Origin of the sequence: Massilia phyllostachyos, assembly GCF_021044825.1 — a bacterium.
Lineage (GTDB): Bacteria > Pseudomonadota > Gammaproteobacteria > Burkholderiales > Burkholderiaceae_D > Telluria > Telluria phyllostachyos.
The window spans coordinates 54462-78718 of sequence record NZ_JAJNOC010000007.1 but is presented as its reverse complement, the minus strand read 5'-3'; the positions used below and the strand labels follow the sequence as shown (position 1 = coordinate 78718).

Genomic DNA, 24257 nt, shown 5'->3' with positions numbered 1-24257 from the left:
CCATGCGCACTCCCCAGCACCCCATTCATTCGGGCTTCGGCCCGGCCACGACGGCGCAGGAGGTCCTGCGCGGGGCCGACTTGCGCGGGCGGACCGCGATCGTCACCGGCGGCTATTCCGGACTCGGGCTGGAGACGGCGCGCGCCCTGGCCCGCGCCGGGGCGCGCATCATCGTGCCGGCACGCGACCCGGCGCGCGCGCAAGCCGCGCTGCAGGGCATCGCGGGCGCCGAGACAGCGCCGATGGACCTGGCCGACCCGGCATCGGTCGACGCCTTCGCCGCCCGCTTCCTGGCCGGCGGCGCGCCGCTCGACCTGCTGGTGGCCAGCGCCGGCATCATGGCCACGCCACTCACCCGCGACGCCCGCGGTCACGAGCTGCAGTTCGCGGTCAACCACCTCGGCCACTTCCAGCTGGCGGCGCGGCTCTGGCCCGCGCTGCGCCGCGCCGGATCCGCACGCGTAGTGGCGTACTCCTCGCGCGGCCACCAGATCGCCGGAATCGGCTGGGACGACATCGATTTCACGGGGCACGCTTACGACAAATGGGTCGCCTACGGCCAGTCGAAGACTGCCAACGCCCTGTTCGCCCTCGGCCTGGATGCGCGCGGCGCGACCGACGGCATCCGCGCCTTTTCCCTGCACCCCGGCACGGTGCTCGGCCCGCTGGCGCGCCACCTGAGCGAGGCCGAGATCGACGCCTTCGATGTGCGCGACGCCGGCGGCGCCGCGATCAATGCGCCGGAACGCGACCTCAAGACGGCGGCACAGGGCGCGGCCACCGCAGTGTGGTGCGCGACCAGCGGTCAGCTGGACGGCATGGGCGGCGTCTATTGCGAGGATTGCGACGTTGCGCCGATCGAGGACGCCGGCCGCTTCGGTGTGCGGCCCTGGGCCGCCGACCCGGACGCGGCCGAGCGCCTGTGGCGCCTGAGCGAAGCGCTCACCGGCGTCGGGATCGGCTGAGAACCGGCCTGCCTCGGAAAAGCGGCCAGACATCCGCACTGCCGTCCGGGCGAGATCGCCGGCATGGCGGCGTATATGGCGAGCCATGCAAGGACGAGCAACGCAGCCCCCGCTTGCCAGGCGCGTCGGTAACGACCGGCTCCCTGTTGGGATAAGTTCTAGGACTCACAAGTCGACCGACAGGTAGGCCGAGGCCAGCCGCCCCGAGATCACGTCATAGGCCCCGGCCCCGCGCAGCTCCAGCCCGTAGGTATCGAACAGGTTGCTGACCGCCACCCGCAGCGAAGCCGGACGCCCGGCCAGGGTGAAGCGGTAGCGTCCTGCGAACGAGGCCAGGGTGCGCGCGGGGAGCGCGACGCGGTTGTCGACCGTGGCCGTGATCGCCCCGCTGTGCGAGGCCGTCATGTCCAGCGACAGCCCCTCGATCCAGGGCGTGCGCCAGTCGAGATTGAGTTCGGCGCTGCGCCGGCTCATGCCGACCGGGCGCTCGCCTACCCGTCCCAGGCGCACACCTTCGCCGGTCGCGCGTGGCCGCGACAGCACCGCGCCCGCCACCAGGTTCAGGCGCGGCGTCAGGCGGCCCGCCACTGACACTTCCAGGCCGCGGTTCTGCACGTCGCCCAGCTGCGCATAGCGGTTGCCGGCGTCGAAGTTGAAATAGGGTTTGCGCAGGTCGAACACGGTGGCGACCAGCTTCATGTCCTTCGACAGCGCATAGCGCAGCCCGAGGTCGCCCTGGGTGGTGCGGATCGCCGGCAGCAGCTCGTTGCGGTTGATCGCATTGCTGGGCGCGACCCCGCTTTCCTCCAGCCCGCGCGTGAAGCTGCCGAAGGCGACCAGGCCGGCGCCCAGGTAACCGGCCGCGGTCGCGTTGTAGAGCCAGGGATCGTCCTGCGCGGTGGCGAGCGCCAGGCCGGGCTTCTGCAGGCGCTTGCGGTAGTCGGTCTTCTGCAGGCTGAAGCCGACCTCGCCGACGCCGCGCCAGCGCCCGTCGTAGGCGACGCCGCCGGTCCACTGGCGGGTGCGGTCGCGGGTCTGCGGGCCGAACACGAAGGCCGGCTGCGGCGCGGCGTAGGGCGCGTCGATCGAGGTGCGCCCCAGGTCGAAGGATTGCGAGCCGTCGTAGCGGCGCTCGCGGTCGCGTCCGCGCACGCTGACGTGCAGCTTGTGCAGGCGCGGGCCTTTGCTGACGGTGCGGGTGGCGCGCAGTTCGCCGCTGGTCGAGGCGTTTTCGGCCGGCGGGTCGACGATCAGGCGCCGGTTGCCGGTGCGGTCCGGCGTCACGTCGGTGAGCAGGTGCGTGAAGGCGCGGTGGTCGGCGTACATCGAGCGGAAGATCCCGCCCTGCAGCAGCCAGTCGGGCGACGCGCGCAGCGTCGCCAGCAGGCCGCCGTTCATCGCGGTGGTGCGGTAGTCGGCCCATTCCGGTCCGTTGAAGCGGCGCCGCTCGATGCGCGGCGGCAGCACGCTCCCGCGCGGCAGGTAACTCGGCGCCTTTTCGTCGTCGTAGGTTTCGGAGCGGTGCCAGAACGGCACCAGCTCCAGGCCGGCGAAGGGCTGCCAGCGCAGGCTCAAGGCAGCGTTGCGGTAGCGCGAATTCGTCCCGTTCGGATACTCGTTGGCGCCGGCCGCGCCGCCCACGCCGAGGCTCAGGCCCGGCGCCAGCGGCTGCTCGCCATCGAGCTCCACATAGGCCGCCCCATAGCTGTCGCCGCCCGTCACCAGCCCCACGCGCGCGCTGTCGCCCGGTTTGCGGAAGCTGTAGTCGACGATGCCGGTCGGCGCCGGGAAGGGATAGCCCTGGGCCGAGATGCCGACCCGGATATTGGTCGCGCGCCGGATGCGCGGCGTCAGGCCCCATACCTGGTCGAAGTACAGGCCCTCGATGCGCGCGTTGCCGGCGGCGATCGGCGAGAAGCCGCGCACGCTCGACGAGTTGTACAGGCCGATGGTCTCGCGCCCGACGCTGGTGCCGAAGGCATCCTCGGCCTGGCGCATCGCGTTCTCGTCGCTGCGGCCGGCGATCGCCTGGGTGCCGGGGCTGTCCGGCGCGTCGGGCTGGTCGGCGGCGGGCGGCGTGGTCTGGGCCAGGGCGGGAGCGATGCTGAGGGCCAGCAGCAGGGTCGAACTCAGGGTTTTCAGCATCGGGAAGCGCGCACGGATCGGGAAAAACGGCGATTATCGGGTATTGATAGAGTATTATCAACCGGAAACAACAGCCGAATCGAGCGATGAAACAGTACACCCTCCCCCAAAACTCCTTTCTACTCCTGCTGGGGCTCGTGACCCTGGCCTTCTTCTGGATCCTGCTGCCCTTCTCCGGCGCGGTATTCTGGGGCATGGTGCTGGCGATCGTGTTCGCGCCGCTGCACGAGCGCATCCTGCGCGAAGTGAAAGGCCGCCCGAACACGGCGGCCCTGATCACCCTGCTCGTGATCATCCTGATGGTGATCCTGCCCCTGACCCTGATCTCGGCCTCGCTGGTCGACCAGGCCCTGGGCCTGTACGCGATGGTCAGCGGCGGCCAGCTCGACTTCAACGCCATGCTACGGCGGGTCATCACCGGCCTGCCCGACTGGGCCGGCTCGCTGTACGAGCGCTACTACCCGACCGTGCTGAGCACCGTGCAGGACAAGCTCGCCGCCGGCGTGGCCCAGGCCAGCCAGCTGGCGGCGCGCTATGCCGTCAACTTCGGTTCGAGTGCGCTGAACTTCCTGGTCAGCATGACGGTGATGCTGTACCTGCTGTTCTTCCTGTTCCGCGACGGCCGCACGATCGCGGCGCGCATCAAGCGCGCGGTGCCGCTCAGCTCACGCTACAAGAAGCCGCTGTTCGACAATTTCGTGACCGTGATCCGCGCCACCGTGAAGGGCAACGTGCTGGTGGCGATGGCGCAGGGCGCGCTGGGCGGCCTGATCTTCTGGTTCCTGGACGTGCCGGGACCGGTGCTGTGGGGCGTGGTGATGGCCTTCCTGTCGCTGCTGCCGGCGGTGGGCGCGGCCATCATCTGGGGGCCGGTGGCGATCTGGTTCCTGTTCACCGGGTCGATCTGGCAGGGCGCGGTGCTGGCGCTGTACGGCGTGCTGGTGATCGGCCTGGTCGACAACGTGCTGCGCCCGATCCTGGTCGGCAAGGACACCAAGCTGCCTGACTACCTGGTGCTGCTGTCGACCATCGGCGGCATGGCCCTGTTCGGCCTGAACGGCTTCGTGATCGGGCCGGTGATCGCGGCGCTGTTCATCGCGTCGTGGAAGCTGTTCGCGAATTCCGAGGAATTCCACGACGAGTGATGACGCGCCGTGGATGAATCGTCTTAGAAGGTCAGCGTCACGCTGCGCGGGCAGTGGTCGCTCGGCTCGATGCGCTGGGCCGGCGACTGGATCACCGCGGTCTTGCGCGACACCAGTCCCGGCGCCTGGCGCGACGCCAGCGGGGCGCTCAGCACGATGTGGTCGAGCCCCGTGAAGCCGCGGCAGCTCGATTCCGCCTGCAGCGGCACCTGGGTGAGCGGACGGCCGGCGTCGGCCAGTTCCTGCCACAGGTAGCGCGTCGCCACCTTGCCGCTCGCGTCCTGCTTCGGCACGCCCAGCGCGCTGCTGCCGTCGATGCGCACCTGCTCCGGCTTGATGTCGGCGGCGGCTTCCTCGTCGATGCGGCGGTTGAAGTCGCCCAGCAGCACATACTCGGGGCTGGACTTGGCGGTGCTGTCGAGCCAGCGCTCGAGCGGCGCGACCTGGCGGTTCAGGACCGCGCAGGCGGGGGCCGGATCGTCCAGCAGGCGCGCCTGGTAGATCGGGGTCGGCACGATGTTGGCGCAGCCGGACTTCAGGTGCACGTTCAGGAAGCTGACCTTGCGGCCCGGCAGCTGCAGCTCGAGCGCCAGGCCCGGGCGCACCTTGCGCGCCTTCGGATCGTTCGGATCGTCGCTCACCGCCAGCTCGCGGTTGACGTTGCAGCGTCCCTCTTCGCGGCTCAAGCTGCGGTCCCAGGCGAAGGCCACGGTCTGGAAGCCCTCGTGCGGCGCGTCGCACACGCTGAAGCGGTCGGCGTAGCGCCCCAGCAGGGTCTTGACCACGTCGGCCGAGCGCACTTCCTGGAAGGCCAGCACGCGCACGCCCTGGGTTTCGATCAGCTTGTCGATGGTGGCCTGCAGGCCGGCCAGCTTGGCCGCGTAGTCGAGGCTCGTCGGCGGCGTGCTGGTGTTGCGGCCGAGGTAGGCGTTACACGGGACCATCATGGCCGCCTGGGACGGGCCGCCGGCCTGGCGCTCGGTGTCGGCCACGCACTGGGCGGCGGCCTTCACCGCCGCTTCGTCGGGACGCGCGCCGCCCGGGCCGCGCTTGGGGCGGGTGTCGCACCAGGAGACCGCGTTGCAGACGGCGGCGTGGCGGTCGAAGTCCTGCTGCGAGCCGGCCCAGGCCAGGTTGAAGGAAGCGACACCGATCTGTACCGCGGGCGACTGCGGGGCGACGGGGTCGGCGGCGTGGGCCGCGGGAGCGGCAAGCAGCGAAACGAGAAGAGCAATACGCGTCAGGTTCATCATGGACTTCGGCTGAATGGAGTGAAGCAGGGATTATCGCGGACTTCGGCTGGTGCGGCAAACAACAAAAAGAGACCGCGGCCGGTGGCAGGCTGGATGAGTTAACGTTACCATACGCCTTCGTCCATCCCATTCGCAAGGAGTCAGAATGCTGCTGCCGTCCCAAGAAATGCGCACCACCTTCCTGCTGGCGGTCGCCGGCCTGGGTGGCCTCCTGTACGGCATCGACGTCGGCATCATCGCCGGCGCCCTGCCCTACCTGGAAGCCAGCGCCGCCCAGATCTGGAAACTGTCGACCCAGCAGCTCGGCCTGATCGTGGCCGCCGTGCTGCTCGGTTCCGTCCTGTCCTCGCTCGCCGCCGGCGCCATCGCGGAAGCCATCGGCCGCAAGTGGCTGATGTTCGTGGCCGGCCTGCTGTTCAGCGCCAGCATCCCGGTCATCGCGCTGGCCGACGGTTACCAGGCGCTGCTGCTGGGGCGCCTGCTGCAGGGCGTGAGCGGGGGCCTGATCGGCGTGGTCGTGCCGCTCTACCTGGCCGAGACGCTGCCGGCCGCGGTGCGCGGACGCGGGACCGCCATCTTCCAGCTGCTGCTGACGGTCGGGCTGCTGCTGGCCGCCCTGATCGGCCTGCTGGTGGCGCAGGAAGTCGAGCTGGTGGCGAAGAGCGCCCCGGAGCGCCTGGCCGCGGTCCAGGATGAAGCCTGGCGCCGCATCTTCTGGCTCAGCCTCGCGCCGGGCATCCTGTTCACCGCCTGCGTGCTGGCGCTGGTCGAGTCGCCGCGCTGGCTGCAGGCGCGGGCACGCCAGGACGAGGCGCTGCGCGCGCTAACGTTCACGCGCGCGCCACAGGACGCGGTGCGGGAGCTGCAGGCCATCGCCGGCGCCCGCGAGGAAGTGCGCCTCGATGCCGGCGGCTCCCTGCTGCAGCGCCGCTACGTGCTGCCCTTCCTGCTGGCCTGCCTGATCCTGGTCTGCAACCAGGCCACCGGCATCAACTCGATCCTGGCCTACGCCGTCACCATCCTCGACCAGGCCGGCCTGAGCGGATCGCAGGCCAACGTGGGCGACTTCCTGCTCAAGATGGTGAACGTCGTGATGACGGCCCTGGCGGTGATCCTGGTCGACCGCAAGGGCCGCAAGTTCCTCTTGACGTTGGGCAGCGGCGGCATCGTGCTGTCGCTGCTCGCCGCCGCGCTGCTGTTCCGGGCCGGCGAAGCGGCGCAGATCGACGTCGCGCCGCAACTGGCGGCGCAGGTAAGGGAGCGCGCGCTCCATCTGGGCACCGCCGACCTGCACGCCCTGGCGCCGGCCAGCCAGTACCAGTTCGAGATCGCCTACCGCTACGGCCCCCTGACCCAGGTGCGCAGCGTGCGTGCGGGACAGGCGCTAGACATCGCGCCGCCGCGCGCGGTGGACGGCGACAGCGTCCTCGGCGCCTTCTTCCGCGGCCTGCACCTGAATCCCTTCCCCGACATGCGCGCCGCGCTCGACGCGCCCTTGACGATCGAGCGCGCGCATATCGGCCCGGCGCCGAACGCCGGCCACGGCTGGCTGCTGCTGGGCTGCCTGCTGGTGTTCATGGCCAGTTTCGCGATCGGCCCGGGCGTGTGCGTCTGGCTGGCGCTGTCGGAACTGATGCCGACCCGGATCCGCTCGAACGGCATGAGCGTGGCGCTCCTGATGAACCAGTTCGTCTCCACCGTGATCGCCGCCATCTTCCTGCCCACCGTCGGCCAGCACGGCTACGCGCCGATGTTCTTCGCCTGGGCCGGCTGCACCGTCGTGTACTTCCTGGCCGCCACCTTCCTGCTGCCGGAAACGCGCGGGCGCACGCTGGAAGAGATCGACCGGCATTTCACGCGCAAGGCGCGCCAGGCGTGACCGCTTGCGGGCCTTAAACAAAAAAGCCCGGGGTAGCTGCCCCGGGCTTCATACAACGACGACGAAAGTACGGACGCTCAGAACGTGAAGTCCGCCCGCATCGTGAAGTAGCGCTTGTAGTCCCGCGCCGGCATCCAGTTGGCGGTGTTGACCATCAGCGCGGTCGTGCTCCAGGCGCCGTTGCGGAAAGCCTGCGCCAGGTTGGTCGCATACGACTTGTCGAACAGGTTGTTCACCATGAAGCTCAGCTTGTACGCGTCCTTCTTCTCGCGGATGCCGAAGCCCAGGTTGAAGATGCCGTAGCTGCCCTGCGTCGTCAGCGGATTCTGGTTCAGGCTGTACTGGACCGGGCTCTGGAAGCGGTAGGCGCCGGTGACGAAGGCGTTGTACGAGCGCTCGAGCGGGATGTCGTACTGGCCGCTCAGGTTCAGCTTGTGCTTGGGCGCGTTGGTGAGCGTGGCGCCGGCCAGGTCCTGGAAGATGCCGGTGCCGTAGGCCCGGTTCGGCGCGCATTGCGGCGCATTGGCGGTGCCGGTGCCGGCGGCGTTGAGCACCGCGTAGCACGGGCCGTTCGGGAAGGCGCGGATGGTGGCGCGGGTGAAGGCATAGGCGCCGTTCAGCACCAGCTGGCGGTTCACGCGCCAGCCCAGGTCGGCCTCGATGCCCTGCGTGCGCAGCGCCCCGATGCTGTGCAGCTGGGTGCGGAAGATGCCGTCGGTGTCCATGAAGCTGGCCGACTGCTGGAAGCCCGTGAAGTTGGTGCGGAAGGCGGCCAGGTCGAGCGCCATCGCGCCGTTCAGGAGGGTCATCTTGACGCCCGCCTCATAGCTCTTCGCGTCTTCGCCCGGCACCGGCATGTTCCTGGCGACGTTGGCGTCGAAGCTGCTGGTCAGGTCGTAGGCCTTGCCCTTGTGGCCGGTCGCATACGAGACATAGGCCATGGTGTACGGGTCGAAGCGGTGCTCGAGGCTGGCCTTGCCGGTGACCTTGTTCTCGTCGTCGTCGCTGCGGAAGAACTGGCCCGGCTTGTTGATGCTGCCCGGCAGCGGCTGGATGCTGGTGAACGTGTAGCCGGTCTCCTCGCGGTTGTAGCGCAGGCCCAGCGAGACGCCGGTCTGCGGCGTGATGTCGAAGCTGCCCTGGCCGAAGATCGCGCGGTTGGTGTTGTAGGCGGTCGAGTTGTAGGTGACGCCGGTGCCGATGCCGGCCGGCGGCGAGAGCAGCGGGCCGCGGATGAAGTCGCGCGCCAGGTTGTTCTTGGCGTACCACAGGCCCAGCACGTAGCGCAGGCGCGCCTTGTCGGGCGAGGTCAGGCGCAGCTCCTGGGTGCGCGATTCGACGTCGAAGGCGCCGTAGTAGGCCTGGCCGCCATGGAAGCCCGCCGGCTTGCTGGCGAAGCTCAGCAGGCCCAGGTCGGTGTCGGTGCCGTCGCCGTCCTGGTAGTCGTCCATGCGGTAGTGCGACCACGAGGTGATCGAGGCCAGCGTATGCCCCGCCAGCACGCCCCTGTCGTCGAAGCTGTACACGGCTTTCAGGCCGGCGCCGACGTCGTCGGCGCTGCCGCCGGCCGGGAAGTCGTTGCGCACGGAGACGTTGCCCGGCCCGATATTGATGCCCTTCAGGACCGTGCTGGCCGGCAGCGACGGGGTATTCGCGAACACGCCGCCCGGGCTCATGAAGGTGAACGGCGTCACGCAGCAGTTCTTCTCGAACTTGGCGGCGCGCGGCGCGAACACCACCTGCCACTGGTCGCCCGGCGTCCATTCGAGCTTGCCCACCACGCTGGTATCGTTCGAGCCGTTCATGCGTCCGCCATCCGTGAGGTTGCGCACCACGCCCGGGAAATCGGTCTTGCTGACCGCCAGGCGCATGCGCACGGTGTCGCTCAGCGCGCCGGAGACCGAGGCGTTGGCGCGCCACTCGCTGTCGTTCGACATGAGGACCGAGGCGCGGGTCTTCCACAGGCCGTCGATCGGCTTGGTGGTGATGCTGACGGCGCCGGCGATCGAGGACTTGCCGAGCAGGGTCGATTGCGGGCCCTTGAGGATTTCGATGCGCTGCACGTCGTTCAGGTTCTTGAAGGCGTTCGCCTGCATCGCGTAGGGGATGTCGTCGATCACGACGGCGACGTCCGGCTCCACGCCGATGCCGAGCGAGAAGGTGCCGATGCCGCGCAGGTTGATGCTGTAGTTGCCCGGCTGGGTGCTGTAGCTGACGCTCAGCGCCGGCGACAGGGCCGGCAGGTCGTCGAAGTCCTTGACGTTGTTGCGCTGGAGGACGGCGTCGGTGAGCACCGTGATCGCGGCCGGCACGTCCTGCAGGTTCTGGGCGCGCTTGTTGGCGGTCACCACCACCGACTCCAGCTTGGTCTCTTCCTTGGCCGGCGCACTGTCCTGCGCCTGGGCCAGGCTGGCCAGCGCCAGGCCGACGGCCAGGGCGACCGGGCGCACGGCGAACGCTGCGGCGTGCTCTCGTTTGTTCTTGCTGTTCACGTCAATACCTCCTCTTGGAAACTCTTATTAGCGTCACGCCGGGGCATGACTATATGATGTGGGAACGTTATCAGACCTGGATTTCAAAAAGCCGCAGCGCTCCGCTGCGGCCATGTGGTAACGCTATCTTATTTCCTGCACCCCTTCAAGTTGTTATTGAAAAAACTGCTCCGTTCGTACCACGCCGCCAACACGCTAGCGGCTGTCCTCGCGCCGCTTTGGCGGCGTTGCTCTGGATTCCGCTCTGAATTCCGCCTCGAAGCCGCTTCCCGCCGCGCCCCTGGTGTCGATACGCAGCCGCAGCCGCGGGCTGGTTTGCATTACCGTGACGCCCGGGCTGGCGCGCAGCAGCCGGCTTGCCGCCGCGGCCAGTTCGAGTTCGATCGCGGCTTCACCCTGGGTCGGCTCGGCCACCGCGATGCGCAGCCGCCCCGCGCTGCGTTCGACGACCACGGCGGCCGGCGCGGAACTGCTCACATACGGCTTGCCCGCGCGCGGCGCGCTGCCGGCCTGCCACAGGTTGGCCGCGTACACGCCCTTGGCCGGCAGGGAGACGGCCGCCGCGCGCGCATCGTTGGCCTCGATGCGCAGGCCATGGCTAGTCGCCGCCGCACTGGTTGCGGCCTCGCTGGCGCCAGGCAGCAGCAGATAGGCATAGCTCGGCGCGCCGTGCGGAATCGTCAGGAACTGGTAGCTGTCGCGCCAGGTCTCCTGCGAGAGCGCATGTTCGTTCACGTCGCGCCAGGACCCGCTGCGCTCCTCGCGCCGAACCAGCAAGGGCCCGCCTTGCGGGAACACGTAACCGATCCGGCTGCCGGTGCGCGTATCCGCCAGGTGGGCCCAGCGCGCTCGTTCGACGGCGCCGTTTACAAGGGGTTGACCGTCCACCAGCAGCCGTGCGCCCCGGGGGTCGGCCAGGCGCCGGTTCTCGACCACCGTCTCGGCCGCGCCCTGCCCGCCCTCGATGCCGGAACCGAGCGCCAGGATCCGGTCGTTCAGGAAGAACCAGGACTTGCGGCCGGCCAGCTGCGAGCCGGTGATCTCTCGCATCGAGAACGCCATGCCGATGGCGGCGTAGCTACCCAGGCTGGCGCCGCCGACCCAGGCCTCCGGATTCGGGAACTGCTTCCATTCCAGCGGCCGCCCCTGCCCCGAACCGTCGGTGGTGGTGCCGGGCAGGCGCCGGCTGTCGACCGTGGCCCAGAACTCCGCGCCGAACTGCGCCTGGTCGGCGTCGTACAGCGCCAGCATGCCGGCGCCGGTCCACCAGCCCTTCAGGTTCTCGCCGTTGCCGAATTCGAAGGCCGTGGTGCGCGGCGAGGTCAGGCTCAATACCGCCGCGAAGCCCGGGCCGCGCAGCACCGCGCGGTCCATCGCGGCGTAGATGCGTGCGCCTTGCGGCTCGGGCGCCGCGGTGACGGCGGGGTCGTTCGCGATGGCCTGCAGCAGCGCGCGTTCGTACAGGGTGAAGCCGGACGGGCCCTGGGCGGCGGCCTGCGCCAGGTAGTCGGGGCCGCCGGTGCGGTCGCGCGTCATCCACCCTTTGATGGCCGCGCGCAGGGCCGCTGCATCGGCCGGCGGCGCCAGCGCCGCCAGCTCCGCCAGCGCGGCGATCACCGCCCGCCCGGCCCGGCGGTCGCCGTATTCGCGCGTGGAGATGCGGCGGCCGCGGAAGGCGTCCGGCATCGCGCCGTCGACGATCAGGGAGGCGTAGCTGTCGCGCGCCCACAGGTAGATGCGCGCCGCGCGGGCGTCGCGCACCGCCCAGTCCGAGCCCGCCAGCAGGGTAAACAGGCGCGCATAGTCGGTCAGCAGCACCACGCCGTAGCTGCCGGTGTAGGGCACGGTGCCATGCTGGATGAAGGAGCCGTCGCGGTAGAAACCGTCGCCCTTGTCGACGTAGTCGAAGGAGGATCCGATGGCGTCGCGGGCGGCGGCGATGCGGGCGCCGTCCTTGCGCAGCACGCCGGCCAGCGCCTCTTCCAGCGCCTTGTCCAGCAGGTTGGCGCCGGTCTCGAGCTCGGGGCTCAGGGTCCCGTCCTTGCGCGCCCGGTAGCGCGGGTCGGGCGTGTACCAGGCGATGGCGTCCAGGGCGCGCGTGCGCAGCCCGGCCGGCACGCTATCCCAGCCCAGCACCAGGATGTTCAGCAAGGCCTGCGGCACGCCGATCTGCCAGTCCCACCAGTTGCCGTGGGCCGGACGGCGCGCCACGTAATGCTCGCGCAGCAGCCAGTCCAGGCCGAGGTTGAGCGCCCGCGCCAGGCGCGGATCGCGGTAAGACGGGCTGCCCGGCGTCGCATACGCCTGCGCCAGCTGGCCCAGGCGGCGCGCATTGCTGGTGACGGCGGCCGAGGCCAGGATCGGGTTCGGGTCGCGAAAGCCCGCGATATCGTCCCACAGCGCGCCCTGCGGCGCCGAATGCATCCGCCCCAGCTGTTCCTGGGCGGCGTCGGATTCGGCGCGCAGCCGCGCCGCCACCTCGGGCGCCGCGCGGTCCAGGGTGGCCGGCCCCACCAGGCGCGCCTCCCAGCGCAGGCGCAAGTCGTCGAAGCGGTCGGCCCGGGCCAGTCCCGGCGCCAGAATCGCTGCGAGCAACCCCATCATCCACCATGTGCGTCGCATTCCCTTCCCTTTCGTCAGCCGGAAATGCTGACCTTGACCGGCGCCGCCAGGCGCGCCGCCTCGTTGCTCACATGCGTTTCCCACGCCTTGGCGTCCGCGAAGTCGCCGCCCTTGCTCCAGGCCGACCCCAGGTAGTAGACGAAAGGCTGCTGCGGCCGGCTTGCTGCGACCAGCATGAAGTGGCTGTCGTCGGCCAGCGTGGCCCTGGCATTCTGCACGATCACGGCGCAGGCATTGCTGCCGTTGCTGCCCTGCGCGGGTTCCCAGTAGCTGAGCAGCTTGTTGCCGTCCAGGACATGGCCATCGCCGGTGCGGCGCGCGATGCCCACACCGACGCTCAGGGGCGCCGGCGACGGGCTCGTGAAGCGGCTCTCGACCCGGCTGAAATGGCTGCCCGCGTCCAGGCTCACGCGGCGCACCTCGGCCACCTTGCGGCCGGCCGCATCCCAGGCATCATAGTGCAGTTCGAACACCGCGCGCAGCGGGCCGTCGGCGACCACCTTCCAGCTGCTGAAGTTGGACGAGGTGTGCAGGGTGCGGCCCTCGACGATGCCGAGGCCGCCGCAGCCGCGGCTCGGCCCCACGTGGTAATAGTCGAGTCCTTCGCCGGTATCGACGTGGTAGGCGCCGCCCTTGTACCAGGCGTCCAGCACCAGCTTGCGGGTCGATTTGGACCAGATGTCGATGCCGCTCGAGCGCAGGCGCTCGCGCGGGTCCTTCAGCACCGCGGGACCGTAGGTGCGGAACGCGACCCGGTCGTTCTCCCACGCGAAGTCGTCGAGCCGTTCGGGCACGAAGCGGGCGTGAGCGCGCGCCGCCACCGGCGGCGCGGCCGGCACCGATGCGCGCGGCAGCAGCAGGAAGCGGCGGGTCTCGCCGGGCGCGAGGTCGGTCTGGAACAGCAGGCCGCCCTCGACCGCCTGGGCCGGCAGCAGGCGGCTGGTCTGGGCGTCCATCACCGCGACGTCGCCGGCCGCGCCGGCCAGTTCGACCGATTCCTCCAGCCGGCGCAGGCCGGTCCCGTTGCTGACGCTGGCGACGCGCGGCGCCTTGCCGTCCGCGAGACCCATGCGGTACACCTCGCTGCCGGCCAGCAGGAAGGCGCCGACGCCGAACACGTCGGTGGAATCGGGCGGGAAGTTCTTCGGGTCGATGCCGAGCGGCTGCACGTGCACCAGCTTGCCGTCGGCCTGCACATTGTTCGACAAGGCCTGCCAGGCGCGCGCCACCGCCGGGCCGAAGCGCTCGCGCGGCAGCAGGCCCTGGTTGACGCCCCAGGCCAGCGCATAGGTGTACAGGCCGCTGCCGCTGCTCTCGCGGTTCGGATAGTTTTTCGGGTCGAGCAGGCTGGCGCGCCACAGGCCGTCCGCCTGCTGCAATCCGAGCACCCGCTCGGCCATCTCGCGGTACTGCTGCACGAAGCGGGGACGGTCCGGGTGGTTGTCCGGGATGTACTGCAGCATGCGCACCAGGCCGCCCAGCACCCAGCCGTTGCCGCGGCCCCAGAACACCTTGCTGCCGTTGGCTTCCTTCATGTCGAAGTAGCGGCTGTCGCGGTAGAACAGGTGTTCTTCCTTGTCGTACAGGTAGTCGGAAGTGATCCACCACTGCCGGATCGCGAACTCGAGATAGCGCGCGTCGCCGGTGGCGGCGCTCAGGCGCGCCCAGGCCGGGGGCGCCATGAACAGGGTGTCGCACCAGGACCAGCGGTGCAGCACGTCGACCGCGTTCCAGTTCATCGAACCGGGACGCGGCTCCGCCAGCATCTCGTCGAACTGCGCCCGCATCGGCGCGATCATGCGCGGATCGCGCATCTGCAAATAAAGCTCGGCGTACATCTGGCCGATCGCCTGGTCGTCCGCGTGGAATTTGCTGGGGCCCAGGCGCCAGCGGGTGCGCTCGCCGATCGCCTGCATCGCGGCGCGGTACTTGTCCTGGCCGGAGATGCCGGTGAGGGCCATGAAGCCGGTGTTCCCGACCGCCACGGTCCAGTCGTCGTCCGGATAGGTGGAAGGATGCGCCAGCTGCCAGTCCGCGACCCGCTCCATCAGGCCGAGCACCGCCTGCGGCGCCGGCACGCCCGCAGCGGCGGCGCGGCCGGCGCTCGCCTGCGGCGCAGCATCGGCCAATGCGGCCGCGGCGGCCATGGCAGCGGGTGGCTGGCACAGGGCGGCGCTCAGGACGAGCAGGGGAAGCTGGGCGGGCATACGGAAATACATGGGCGGTCCATCCTTGTCGGTTGAGCCCCTGCATGCAGGGCGATGAGTTAACGATACCACACAAATTCCGCATGGTGATCGAATGTTGGCCGAATATGCATTGACGTGGCGCCGCCGGCACAAGATATGGTAACGTTATCAAATGCACGCCGACCACCACCTCCCCGCCCATCCTCCCGCGCTCGATCCGGCCCTGCGCCAGGTCGACGCCATGCTGGCCGAATTCGCCACTGCCTTCCCCGACGACACCAGCAGCGGCGGCCGTTACCGCCCGCGCCGCCATGCGCCCCATGCACCCGGCGCCAACGTCGGCTGGACCACCGGTTTCTGGACCGGCACCCTGTGGCTGGCCTGGGAGCTCAGCGGACAAGCGCGCCACCGCGAAGCGGCGGTCGCGCAGACCCGGGATTTCGCACGCCGCCTGAGCGCCGGCACCGACCTGGAACACCACGACCTCGGCTTCCTCTACCTGCTGAGCAACGTGGCGGCCGACCGCCTGCTGGCCCTGCCCGGCGCCCGCGTCACCGCGCTGGCCGCGGCGCGCCGCCTGCTGCACCGCTTCCTCCCCGGCGCCGGCGTGATCCAGGCCTGGGGCGCCATGGACGACCCGGAACAGCGCGGCCGCGTGATCGTCGACTGCATGATGAACCTGCCGCTGCTGCACTGGGCCACCGCGGTCAGCGGCGACCCGCAGTACCAGCAGGCGGCGCGCATCCACCTGCAGACGACCTGCCGCCACCTGGTCCGCCCCGACGGCTCGACCTGCCACACCTTCTACTACGATCCGGACACCGGCGCGCCGCTGCGCGAAGCCACCCACCAGGGCCTGTCGGACAGCTCCTGCTGGTCGCGCGGCCAGGCCTGGGCCATCTACGGGCTGGCCCTGAACCACCGCCATGCGCCCGACCTCGGCCTGCTCGAGCGCGCAGCGCATGCCGCCGACTATTTCCTGGCCCACCTGCCGCCCGACGGCGTCGCCCTGTGGGACCTTGGCCTGGCCCACGACAGCGGCGAGCCGCGCGACAGTTCCGCCAGCGCGATTGCCTCCTGCGGCCTGCTCGAACTGGCGGCGCAGCTGCCGCGCGGCGCGCGGCGCGACGCTTACCAGGAGGCGGGACGGCGCCTGGTGGAGTCGCTGTTCGCCGAATGCGCGGTGATCGACGTCCCCGCCGGCGGCCTGCTGCGCCACGGCACCTACCACCGGCTGGCCGGCCTCGGCGTCGACGAATGCACCTTGTGGGGCGACTACTATTACCTGGAAGCGCTGGCGCGCCTGCAGCGCGGCTGGAGCAGCTACGACCGCGCGCCCGGCTTTTCACACCCTGCGCGCGCGTAGGCGCGCAGCAGCACGTACCAGCAGGTGACCCCGCACGCCGCCGCCGCCCCGCTGGCAAGGAAGATGACGCGGAAGTCGCCGCCGTTCCAGTCCAGCAGGCCGCCGACGGCGACCGTGCACACCACGGTCAGGAGCGCCGTGACCGAGCTGGAAAATGCGGCCAGTGCGGAGAAGTGCGCTTTCGGCAGCAGGGCCGGCAACAGCGCGGCGGTCCCGGTCAGGAAGGCGCCCGCCAGCACCGAGTGCACCACGAACCAGAGCAGGAAGGAGAGCCGGCCGTCCACCAGCGCGAAGGCGCCGAGCATGCACACCGCGTACAGGCCGAGCACTGCGTAGCCGACCCGCAGCGGATGGATGCGGTCGGCCAGCCAGCCCAGCGGCAGCGCCATCAGGATCGAGATGCTGTAGGCGATCGCCACCGCCTGGCCGTAGCTGGTGCGGTCGACGCCGAACTGGGCCAGCGCGGCATAGCTGTTGATGTTGACCGGCAGGACGCAGACGGTGCCGATCGCCAGCGCCAGGAACAGCAGCCCGTGGAAGCGGTCGACCTGGTCCGTGCCCCGGCGCAGGCCGCGCAAGCCCGGCGCGGGGGCCGGCTGGTGCGGCGGATAGCGCGGTTCGCGCACGCCGGCGCACAGCACCATGAATCCCGCCATGTAGGCCGCCGCGATCACCAGCAGGACCGTGCGCGCCAGCGCCGGCAGTTCGTCGTTGAAGACCAGGTAGAAGAAGGCGACGCCGACGCCGAGGCTGACGATGCGGAACAGGCCGAAGAAGCGGCCCAGGATCCGGTGCGGCACGGTGTCGTTGATCAGGGCCGTGAACAGGGCGTTGGCCAGCACCGTGAACAGTTCGTAGACGGTCCAGCACAGGCACATCCAGCCGACCAGGAAGGCTTGGCGGCTCGCCGGGCCGGCCCCGCTCCAGCGCCACAGCAGACCGGCCGCCGCGTCGCTATAGGCCAGGCCGACGATGCTGGCCGAGATCATCGGCGTGCAGACCAGCAGGAAGGGGATGCGCCGGCCGATGCGGGTGCGGGTGCGGTCGCTCCAGGTGCCCAGCAGCGGGCCGAACACCATCGCGATCAGGGCCGGCAAGGCGCCGAACAGGATGTTCGGCAGCAGCGCATCCTGGCTGACCGCGAGCAGCTGGGTCTTGAACAGGTCCGGCATGGCGCGCTCCTTGAGCGACCAGGCCAGGTCGCCGACCAGGAGAAAGCACAGCAGCAGGGGAAAACCGGCGGCCGCCAGCGCACCGGGCGCGCGCCTGGCGCCCGGTGCGATCACGCCCGCTTCGCCTTCCGCCATTTGGAGCGCCCTGCCGCTAGCGGCGTGCCGCCATGGGAGCGCCGGATGCGCGCAGGGCGCCCATGCTCAAGCCTGCGCCCGCCGGCCGCGCGCACGCGGCCTGGCGCGCGGCGCCGGCGCGGGCGCGGCGGCGGTGGACGCGCGCACGATGAATTCGCTGGGGAACTCGATGCGGTGGCGCCGCCCCGGCTGGCCCTGGATGCGCCGCACCAGCTCCTGCACCGCCGCATGCGCCATCGCCTCGACCGGATGGCGCAGCGTGGTCAGGGCCGGCTGCACCAGCGCCGACGCGGGAATGTCGTCGAAGCCGACCACCGACACGTCCTTCGGCACCTCCAGCCCCTTCTCGCGGATCGCATTGATGCAGCCCAGCGCCATCGAATCGTTGCCGGCGAAGATGGCGGTCGGCGGTTCAGGCAAGTCCATCAGCGCCCGCCCCGCCTCCAGGCCCGCCACCTCGCTGAAGTCGCCGCCGACCACCAGCGCCGGATCGACCTCGAGCGCGGCCGCCTCGTGGGCCAGGCGGTAGCCGCGTTCGCGCAGTTCGCTCTGGCCGGTATAGGCCATGCCGCGCACGAAGGCGATGCGGCGGTGACCCAGGTCCAGCAGGTGCGAGACGGCGTCGTGGGCGCCGTTGACGTTATCGCCGCGCACCACCGGCAGCGTGGTCTCGCGGCTGAAGTAGTTCACCAGCACGATCGGGCTCGCGCTCTGCTCCAGCTGCTCGAGGTAGTCGTCGGTCATGCGCGGCAAGACGAACAGCAGGCCGTCCCACAGGCCGTGCAGCATCTGGCTCAGGCGCTTGCCGCGGCCGTGTCCCAGGTCGCCCAGCGAGTTATAGATGAACATGTCCATCTCAATCTTGCGCACCTCTTCGCTCAGCGCCGTGACGAAGGCGTTGATCACGGCCGAGGACAGGTCGTTGACCACCACGCCGATGACGTTGGTCTTCCCGCCCTTCATCATGCGCGCCAGCGCGTTCGGCACGTAGCCGAGTTCCTTGGCCGCCGCATGCACCTTGGTTCGCATCTCCTCCGACGCATAGCCCTCGCCGCTCAGCGCGCGCGATGCGGTCATGGTGGAGACGCCGGCCAGCTTGGCGACATCGACCAGGGTCACGCCCGACTTTTTCATGGTTTGCCTTCTACCGGATAGGTTAACGTTACACATTGTACCGGCTCAAGGCAGCGGCTGCGAGACCGCGGCGCTACTGCACGGTCACGACCAGCACCGGCCGGTAGCCGGCGGTCGCGTGGCTGCGCGCGGCGTAGTCGACCGAGCCGTTGGCGCCGTAATTCTGGGCCGCCTCGATCGCGAAGGAAAGCTGCTTGCCGCCGCCGCTTGCCGCCTGCGCCTGGGCCGTCACGTCGACCTGCATCTGGGTGCCGATCGCCGGCACCGTCCAGCTCGCGACCGGCGCGCCGTTCGCGGGACGGTTGTTCCAGGTGACCGTGGCCTCGTCCCAGCCCGGCGCGGTGAGGTAGAGATGGTGGACGATGCCGCCCATGCCGGCCGCCACCGGCGTCAGGCGCAGCGAGGCGCCGGTGATCGTGCCCTCCACCGACGACAGGTCGAACTTCAGCATGCTGTTGCGGGCGTAGCCGACCGCGTCCGCCTTGACGGTGAGCGTGTTCGTGCTGCCGTAGTTGGTATTGCCGTAGCTGCCGTCGCGCAGGAACGCGTCCGCCGCCGGCGCCAGCGAGGAGGTGCCGCTCAGCGCGAAGCGGGCGGCGAAGGACTTGCCGAGCGCGCCGGCGACCGCGAGCTGCAGCTTGATGGTCGGGCTGGCCTGCACCACGGTCACGCCCGGGTCGAGCGACAGCACGCTCTGCGCAGCGCGGTTGATCTCGACATTCAGCAGGCCGGTATTGGTCTGGGTCGGATCGGCCACGCTGACCTGCAGGTCGGTGCCGGCCTGCTTGAGCATCACCACCGCCTTCTTGTCGCTGGTGACCAGCGGCTGGCCGCCCGCGCTGATGGTCTTGCTGCCGTCGTTCCAGAACACCAGGCCGGTCACGCCCTGCGCGGCATCCTTGACGGCGGCCCCGCCGGCCGAATTCTCCAGGATGCTGATGCCGCTGTCCGCCGCGAATGCCGCCGTCTCGGCCGCGCTGCGGCCGGGCAGCACGATGTAGGCGTAGCTCGCATTGGCCGGATCGACGCCGTGGCCCAGGGCCAGGCTCAGGTAGTTGTCCGCCACCTCGGCGGTGTTGCCGGCGGCATGCACCTGGCTCCACCTGCCGCTGCGGCGTTCGCGCAGCGCGCCGACAGTCGGCGCCGTCGGGAACACATAGCCGATGTCGGCGCCGGCCACCGTTCCCGCCAGGTGCGCCCAGGAGACCTGCGGCAGCGCCGCCGACCAGCCCAGGGCCGCATCCTGCACCTCGCCGTCGACCGTCAGGACATTGCTGCCGTCGGCGTTCAGCTTGCGGTTCTCGACGATGGTCTCGACGGCGGCCCCGCTGGTCGAGCTGATGGCGGCGCCGGTGGCGACCATCTTGTCGCCGAAATAGAACCAGGCCTTCTTGCCGCCCAGGGTGGTGGCGCTCAGGTTCTGGGTGTGGAATTCCATGGCCGCCGTCGCGAATTGCCCGCCCAGCTCGGCCCCGCCGACGCCGGCGCGGATATTCCCGTAGAACTTCCATGGCACCGGCGTCCCGCTGCCGCTATGGTCGGTGGTGATGCCAGCCAGGCGCCACATGTCCACCGTGGCCCAGTAGTCGCCCGCATATTGCAGCGCGTCGGCGTTGTACAGCGAGGTCATGCCGGCGCCGCTCCACCAGCCCTTCAGGTTCTCGCCGTTGCCGTTCTCGAACGACGACATGCGGCGCGAGAACATCGACAGCGCAAAGGCGTGCCCCGGGCGGCGCTGCACGACGCGGTCGGCGGCGGCGTAGACCCGGGTCTCGACCGGCTCGTCCGCCGCGACGATCGCGTCGTCTTCCAGGATCGCTTTCAGGCGCGTGACGTCGGTGGCGGACAGGCCGCTGCCGACACCGACGCCATTGATCGGCACGGGGCTGAAGTACGACGCGCCGAAGCTGGTGTCGCGCGCCATCCAGCCCTTGAGCACCGACTTGATCTCGTCGGCCTGGCCGGCGGGCAGGCTGTCGGTCAGATTCAGCATGGTGCCCACCAGGCTGCGCCCCACCAGGTGGTCGGTCGAGGTCTGGCGCGCGATGCTGCGCCCGCGCTGGTTGTCCATCATCGCGCCGTCGTAGATGAAGGGGCGGAAGGCCCGCATGGCCCAGTCGAACACCACGCCGCGGTTCGGATCCGTCACTTCCCAGGGGCTGCCGTCCAGCAGGTAGTAGAGGCGGCCGATATTGGTCAGGAGCGGCGCGCCGTAGCCGCCCACGTAGGGCGTGTGCAGGTGCTGGACGAAGGAGCCGTCGGCGTAGAAGCCATCGCCCGTGTTCACGTAGGGCAGCGCCGGAGCGACGGCGTCGCGCCCGGCGGCCAGCTTGCCGCCGTCCTTGCCGAGCATGCCGCGCATGGCGACGACCCAGGCCTTGTCCAGCAGGTTGGCGCCGGTTTCCACCGTCGCCGTGGCGGGCACGCTGCCGTCGCGCGCGGTGCGGCGGGTGGGGTCGGGCACGAAGCGGTCGATCGCCGCGATCAGGGCCGCGCGCTGGGCGGCAGGCTGGTCGGCGTACAGGATGAACATCAGGTTGTTGACCTGCTGGGGCACGCCGATCTGCCAATCCCACCAGTTGTCGAATTCGTTCGCCACGGCCGCGTTGTAGTGGTGCGCCAGCATCCAGTCGATGCCGGCCAGGACCTCGGCCAGCAGCTCGGGATTGCCCTGCATGCCGGCATTGCCGCTGTAGTAGGCGCCGGCCAGCGTCGCGAGGCGGGTGAAGCTGGTGGTCAGCGTGGCGGAGGCGGCGAAGCTGGATGCGTCCGGCCATAGCGCCGTGCGGCCAGGGTCGCGGTCCAGGGTGTTCCACAGGCGCTGCGCGCTCGCCTGGCTGGCGGCCACCAGCGCCGCCACGTCCGGATCGGCGGCATTCGCGGCGCCACCCCGCAGCGCCCATTTCGCGCGCATGTCGTCGTAGTCGTCGGCGCGCGCCGCGCCACCCACCCATGCCGCGTTCAACAGGCCGGCCGCCAGCAGGCCGCGCATGATCGTCTTGTAGTGCATGCTTTCTCCTCGAAGTGATGGTGGGCGCGAGGACCATCCGCGCAAGGACATGGTAACGTTAACTCTTGTAGCTTCATAGCGAAATGTACTGACTTGGCATGGCTTGACTACAAACCTACCAGTAGGTAGGATAGGCGCATGAAAAAGACCACATCGACCGCCGATGACATCCTGGCCTGTGCGCGCTCGCTCGTCATCGCTGGCGGCTACAACGGCTTCAGCTACGCCGACATCGCCGACACGGTCGGCATCCGCAAGCCCAGCATCCACCACCACTTCCCCAGCAAGGAACAGCTGGTGACGACCCTGGTGAGCCGCTATCGGGAAGAGGCCGAAGCTGGTATCGCCGGCATCGAACAGGCGCTGCCCGCGCCGCTCGAGCAGCTGCGCGCCTACATCGGCTACTGGAAAGCCTGCATCGGCGACGCCAGCGCGCCGTTCTGCGTGTGCGCCCTGCTGGCCAACGAGCTGCCGGTGTTGCCGGACGCGGTCGCGCAGGAGATCCGCGCCTACTTCCGCTTCCTCTCCGGCTGGCTGACTTCGGTGTTCGAACGCGGCGCGGCGCAGGGAAGCATCGTGCTGGCCTCAATGCCGCGCGTCGAGGCGGAGACTTTCATGGCGACCGTGCACGGCGCCATGCTGTCGGCGCGCGCCTATGGCGACACGGCCGTCTTCGCCACCATCATGGATCCGCAACTGGCGCGCCTCACGGCTGGCGCCTGATACCTCCGGGGCCGCCGCGCCCCTTTTTTTTTGAACCACACTACCTACCAACTGATAGGTAGCCACATCAAGGAGCAACAGCATGAACCCAGCAGCCGCCACCACCTCGCAGGAACACTGGCTCACGCAGTATTACTACGCCCGCGCGGCATTCTCGATCGCCTGGATCGGCGTGGCGCTCGGCCCGGGCGCAGGCTTGCCGCCGCTCGCCGCCGCCCTCCTCATCTTGTACCCGGCCTGGGACGCCCTCGCCAACCTGGTCGACGGCGTTCGCAGCGGCGGCATCCGCGCGAACAAGCCGCAGGCCTTCAACGTGCTGGCCAGCCTGGGCGTCGCCATCGCGATCGCCGCCGCCCTGCCCGACATGCGCCGCGTGCTGGCCGTGTTCGGCGCCTGGGCCATCCTCTCCGGCCTGCTGCAGCTGGCCGCTGCACTGCGGCGCTGGAAGACCAGCGGCGCGCAATGGGCGATGATCCTGAGCGGCGCGCAGTCGGCGCTGGCCGGCGCCGTGTTCATGGTGCAGGCGCGCGGGCAGGCCGAGCCGGGCCTGGCGACGGTCGTCGGTTACGCCGGCTTCGGCGCCTTTTACTTCCTGGTGTCGGCGCTATCGCTGAGCGTAAAGACCCGGCGTATGCGCAGTAATTAAGCTTCTTCGGCTCTAATGCTGTACAGTTAGCGTTTAAACGTCGTACGCGCCACTGGCGCCTACGACTTCCGGCGGCCGGAACCCAAGTTCACATGCGCTGTCGAGACGCTTAACTCAGGTCCCGGCCTGCGCCGGGGCGACGGCTTTACTGCTAACTGAACGGTTTCGCTTCTTCGGCGCTTCTTTTAACTTAGCTTCCGTGCAATAATGAGAGGCTGTTATCAACAAGCCGAGCCGACGATGTCCACCGCTGCTGCCGTTCCGTACCGCCTCACCGCCCGCCTGAGCGACTGGTATGGCATCGACCGCTCCGGACGCATCGAGGCGGTCGGCAAGGTCGCGAGCGGGCCGGTCACGCACAACCTGCTGTTCGGCCTTGATGCGTATGCCTTCGACGACGACCGCATCCAGCTGCGCCGCAACCCGTCGAACGAATTCCCGCACGCGATCGACATCTACGCGCCGGTGTATGGCGGCGTGGCCGCGCCCCTGAGCCTGAACGCCTCGACCCGCGAGACCCAGCGCTCGCACGCGGTCTACCTGCAGGACCAGCTCGACCTGACGCCGCAATGGAAAGCCCTGCTCGGCCCGCGCCGCGACAGCTACGACCAGACCGTGGTCAACCGCCGCCTTGGCCGCAGCAATGAACAATCCTTGAGCGCGACCAGCCCGCGCGTGGGCCTGGTCTACCAGCCGCTGTCCACCTTGTCGCTGTACGCCAGCGCCGCCAAGGGATTCCGCCCGAACAGCGGCATCAGCTACGACAACGAAGCCTTGCCGGCCGAGAGCAGCCGCTCCTGGGAGGTCGGCACCAAGGTCGACAGCCTGGAGGGCAAGCTGACGAGCACCGTGGCGCTGTACCGCATCACCAAGGACAATGTGCTGACCGTCGATCCGCGCAGCTCGGACTTTTCGGCGCCCGCGGGCCAGGTCGCCAGCAAGGGCGTCGAGGTCGACATGGCCGGCGACGTCATGAAGGATGTGCGCCTGTCGCTGGCCTACGCCTGGACCGACGCCGTGGTCACCAAGGGCGACAACGCCATCGTGAGCGGCAGCCGCTTCCCCAACGTGCCGAAGCACAGCGCCACCGTGCAGCTCACCCCGCGCTTCCGGCTGGGCGACGGCGTCGCCATGCCGGGCGGAGGGTTCAGCTACGTCGGCGAGCGCAAGGGCGACGTGGCGGCCTCCACCAGCTTCGTGCTGCCGTCCTACACGACGGCGCGCCTGGTCGCTTCCTGGGCCCCGAACCCGCGCCTGCGCATCGCCTTCAACGTCGAGAACCTGTTCGACAAGCAGTACTACGCCAGCTCCTACGGCAGCGTGTGGGTCACGCCCGGCATGCTGCGCACCGCGCGCCTGAACCTGCGCTACCGCTTCTGAG

General features: G+C 69.7%; 15 protein-coding genes. 7 read left to right on the top strand and 8 right to left on the bottom strand.

Annotated elements, in window-relative coordinates; translation table 11 throughout:
• The first annotated feature begins 2 nt into the window (after nucleotides 1-2).
• A complete protein-coding gene (locus LQ564_RS19075) occupies nucleotides 3-965 on the top strand; it encodes an oxidoreductase (RefSeq protein ID WP_231059695.1) in 963 nt (320 codons plus the stop codon).
• Between the two features lie 165 nt (nucleotides 966-1130).
• On the opposite strand, the gene LQ564_RS19070 is transcribed toward LQ564_RS19075, so the two are convergent.
• Nucleotides 1131-3110, bottom strand: coding sequence for a TonB-dependent receptor (locus tag LQ564_RS19070; RefSeq protein ID WP_231059694.1), 1980 nt, complete (start codon nucleotides 3108-3110; stop codon nucleotides 1131-1133).
• An 86-nt stretch (nucleotides 3111-3196) separates the two neighbouring features.
• Between LQ564_RS19070 and LQ564_RS19065 the strand changes: the two genes are divergently transcribed.
• Entirely contained in the window at nucleotides 3197-4255 is a 1059-nt protein-coding gene (locus tag LQ564_RS19065) for an AI-2E family transporter (RefSeq protein ID WP_231059693.1), read from the top strand.
• 23 nt (nucleotides 4256-4278) lie between these two features.
• On the opposite strand, the gene LQ564_RS19060 is transcribed toward LQ564_RS19065, so the two are convergent.
• Nucleotides 4279-5508 carry an exonuclease/endonuclease/phosphatase family protein gene (locus LQ564_RS19060; protein ID WP_231059692.1) on the bottom strand — a complete coding sequence of 410 codons (1230 nt, stop codon included), beginning with the start codon at nucleotides 5506-5508 and terminating at the stop codon, nucleotides 4279-4281.
• A gap of 145 nt (nucleotides 5509-5653) precedes the next feature.
• Here LQ564_RS19060 and LQ564_RS19055 point away from each other — a divergent pair, with 145 nt between their 5' ends.
• On the top strand, nucleotides 5654-7387 hold the full coding sequence (locus tag LQ564_RS19055; RefSeq protein ID WP_231059691.1) for an MFS transporter: 1734 nt from the start codon (nucleotides 5654-5656) through the stop codon (nucleotides 7385-7387).
• A 77-nt stretch (nucleotides 7388-7464) separates the two neighbouring features.
• Here LQ564_RS19055 and LQ564_RS19050 read toward each other — a convergent pair whose 3' ends face one another.
• The 3 genes from LQ564_RS19050 to LQ564_RS19040 all read right to left on the bottom strand — a co-directional run bounded on the left by LQ564_RS19050 (nucleotide 7465) and on the right by LQ564_RS19040 (nucleotide 14720).
• Entirely contained in the window at nucleotides 7465-9879 is a 2415-nt protein-coding gene (locus tag LQ564_RS19050; protein ID WP_231059690.1) for a TonB-dependent receptor, read from the bottom strand.
• Nucleotides 9880-10074: 195 nt separating this feature from the next.
• Entirely contained in the window at nucleotides 10075-12474 is a 2400-nt protein-coding gene (locus LQ564_RS19045; protein WP_231059689.1) for a polysaccharide lyase 8 family protein, read from the bottom strand.
• Nucleotides 12475-12515: 41 nt separating this feature from the next.
• Nucleotides 12516-14720 (bottom strand): glycoside hydrolase family 88 protein, encoded by a 2205-nt coding sequence (locus LQ564_RS19040; protein WP_231059688.1) that lies wholly within the window; start codon nucleotides 14718-14720, stop codon nucleotides 12516-12518.
• 142 nt (nucleotides 14721-14862) lie between these two features.
• On the opposite strand from LQ564_RS19040, the gene LQ564_RS19035 reads away from it, so the two are divergent.
• Nucleotides 14863-16056 carry a glycoside hydrolase family 88 protein gene (locus LQ564_RS19035; protein ID WP_231059687.1) on the top strand — a complete coding sequence of 398 codons (1194 nt, stop codon included), beginning with the start codon at nucleotides 14863-14865 and terminating at the stop codon, nucleotides 16054-16056.
• On the opposite strand, the gene LQ564_RS19030 is transcribed toward LQ564_RS19035, so the two are convergent.
• From LQ564_RS19030 to LQ564_RS19020, 3 genes are all read right to left on the bottom strand, one after another.
• Nucleotides 16014-17363, bottom strand: a complete 1350-nt coding sequence (locus LQ564_RS19030; protein WP_231059686.1) for an MFS transporter — start codon at nucleotides 17361-17363, stop codon at nucleotides 16014-16016. The two genes, LQ564_RS19035 and LQ564_RS19030, sit on opposite strands and share 43 nt — an antisense overlap.
• A 66-nt stretch (nucleotides 17364-17429) precedes the next feature.
• The gene (locus LQ564_RS19025; protein WP_231059685.1) at nucleotides 17430-18497 is read right to left on the bottom strand and encodes a LacI family DNA-binding transcriptional regulator; all 1068 of its coding nucleotides are present in this window, start codon (nucleotides 18495-18497) and stop codon (nucleotides 17430-17432) included.
• 73 nt (nucleotides 18498-18570) lie between these two features.
• Nucleotides 18571-21507: a polysaccharide lyase family 8 super-sandwich domain-containing protein gene (locus LQ564_RS19020; protein ID WP_231059684.1), complete on the bottom strand. Its 2937-nt coding sequence runs from the start codon at nucleotides 21505-21507 to the stop codon at nucleotides 18571-18573.
• Between the two features lie 138 nt (nucleotides 21508-21645).
• Here LQ564_RS19020 and LQ564_RS19015 point away from each other — a divergent pair, with 138 nt between their 5' ends.
• The 3 genes from LQ564_RS19015 to LQ564_RS19005 all read left to right on the top strand — a co-directional run bounded on the left by LQ564_RS19015 (nucleotide 21646) and on the right by LQ564_RS19005 (nucleotide 24256).
• Nucleotides 21646-22230 (top strand): TetR/AcrR family transcriptional regulator, encoded by a 585-nt coding sequence (locus tag LQ564_RS19015; protein WP_231059683.1) that lies wholly within the window; start codon nucleotides 21646-21648, stop codon nucleotides 22228-22230.
• Between the two features lie 82 nt (nucleotides 22231-22312).
• On the top strand, nucleotides 22313-22876 hold the full coding sequence (locus LQ564_RS19010) for a DUF308 domain-containing protein (protein WP_231059682.1): 564 nt from the start codon (nucleotides 22313-22315) through the stop codon (nucleotides 22874-22876).
• 240 nt (nucleotides 22877-23116) lie between these two features.
• Complete coding sequence (locus LQ564_RS19005) at nucleotides 23117-24256, top strand: TonB-dependent receptor (protein ID WP_231059681.1); 1140 nt, start codon at nucleotides 23117-23119, stop codon at nucleotides 24254-24256.
• The last annotated feature ends 1 nt before the right edge of the window (nucleotide 24257 follow it).

Coding starts and splice junctions, on each gene's coding strand:
- LQ564_RS19075 (WP_231059695.1), top strand. CDS start 3: ATGCGCACTCCCCAGCACCCCATTCATTCGGGCTTCGGCCCGGCCACG.
- LQ564_RS19070 (WP_231059694.1), bottom strand. CDS start 3,110: ATGCTGAAAACCCTGAGTTCGACCCTGCTGCTGGCCCTCAGCATCGCT.
- LQ564_RS19065 (WP_231059693.1), top strand. CDS start 3,197: ATGAAACAGTACACCCTCCCCCAAAACTCCTTTCTACTCCTGCTGGGG.
- LQ564_RS19060 (WP_231059692.1), bottom strand. CDS start 5,508: ATGATGAACCTGACGCGTATTGCTCTTCTCGTTTCGCTGCTTGCCGCT.
- LQ564_RS19055 (WP_231059691.1), top strand. CDS start 5,654: ATGCTGCTGCCGTCCCAAGAAATGCGCACCACCTTCCTGCTGGCGGTC.
- LQ564_RS19040 (WP_231059688.1), bottom strand. CDS start 14,720: ATGTATTTCCGTATGCCCGCCCAGCTTCCCCTGCTCGTCCTGAGCGCC.
- LQ564_RS19035 (WP_231059687.1), top strand. CDS start 14,863: ATGCACGCCGACCACCACCTCCCCGCCCATCCTCCCGCGCTCGATCCG.
- LQ564_RS19030 (WP_231059686.1), bottom strand. CDS start 17,363: ATGGCGGAAGGCGAAGCGGGCGTGATCGCACCGGGCGCCAGGCGCGCG.
- LQ564_RS19025 (WP_231059685.1), bottom strand. CDS start 18,497: ATGAAAAAGTCGGGCGTGACCCTGGTCGATGTCGCCAAGCTGGCCGGC.
- LQ564_RS19020 (WP_231059684.1), bottom strand. CDS start 21,507: ATGCACTACAAGACGATCATGCGCGGCCTGCTGGCGGCCGGCCTGTTG.
- LQ564_RS19015 (WP_231059683.1), top strand. CDS start 21,646: ATGAAAAAGACCACATCGACCGCCGATGACATCCTGGCCTGTGCGCGC.
- LQ564_RS19010 (WP_231059682.1), top strand. CDS start 22,313: ATGAACCCAGCAGCCGCCACCACCTCGCAGGAACACTGGCTCACGCAG.
- LQ564_RS19005 (WP_231059681.1), top strand. CDS start 23,117: ATGTCCACCGCTGCTGCCGTTCCGTACCGCCTCACCGCCCGCCTGAGC.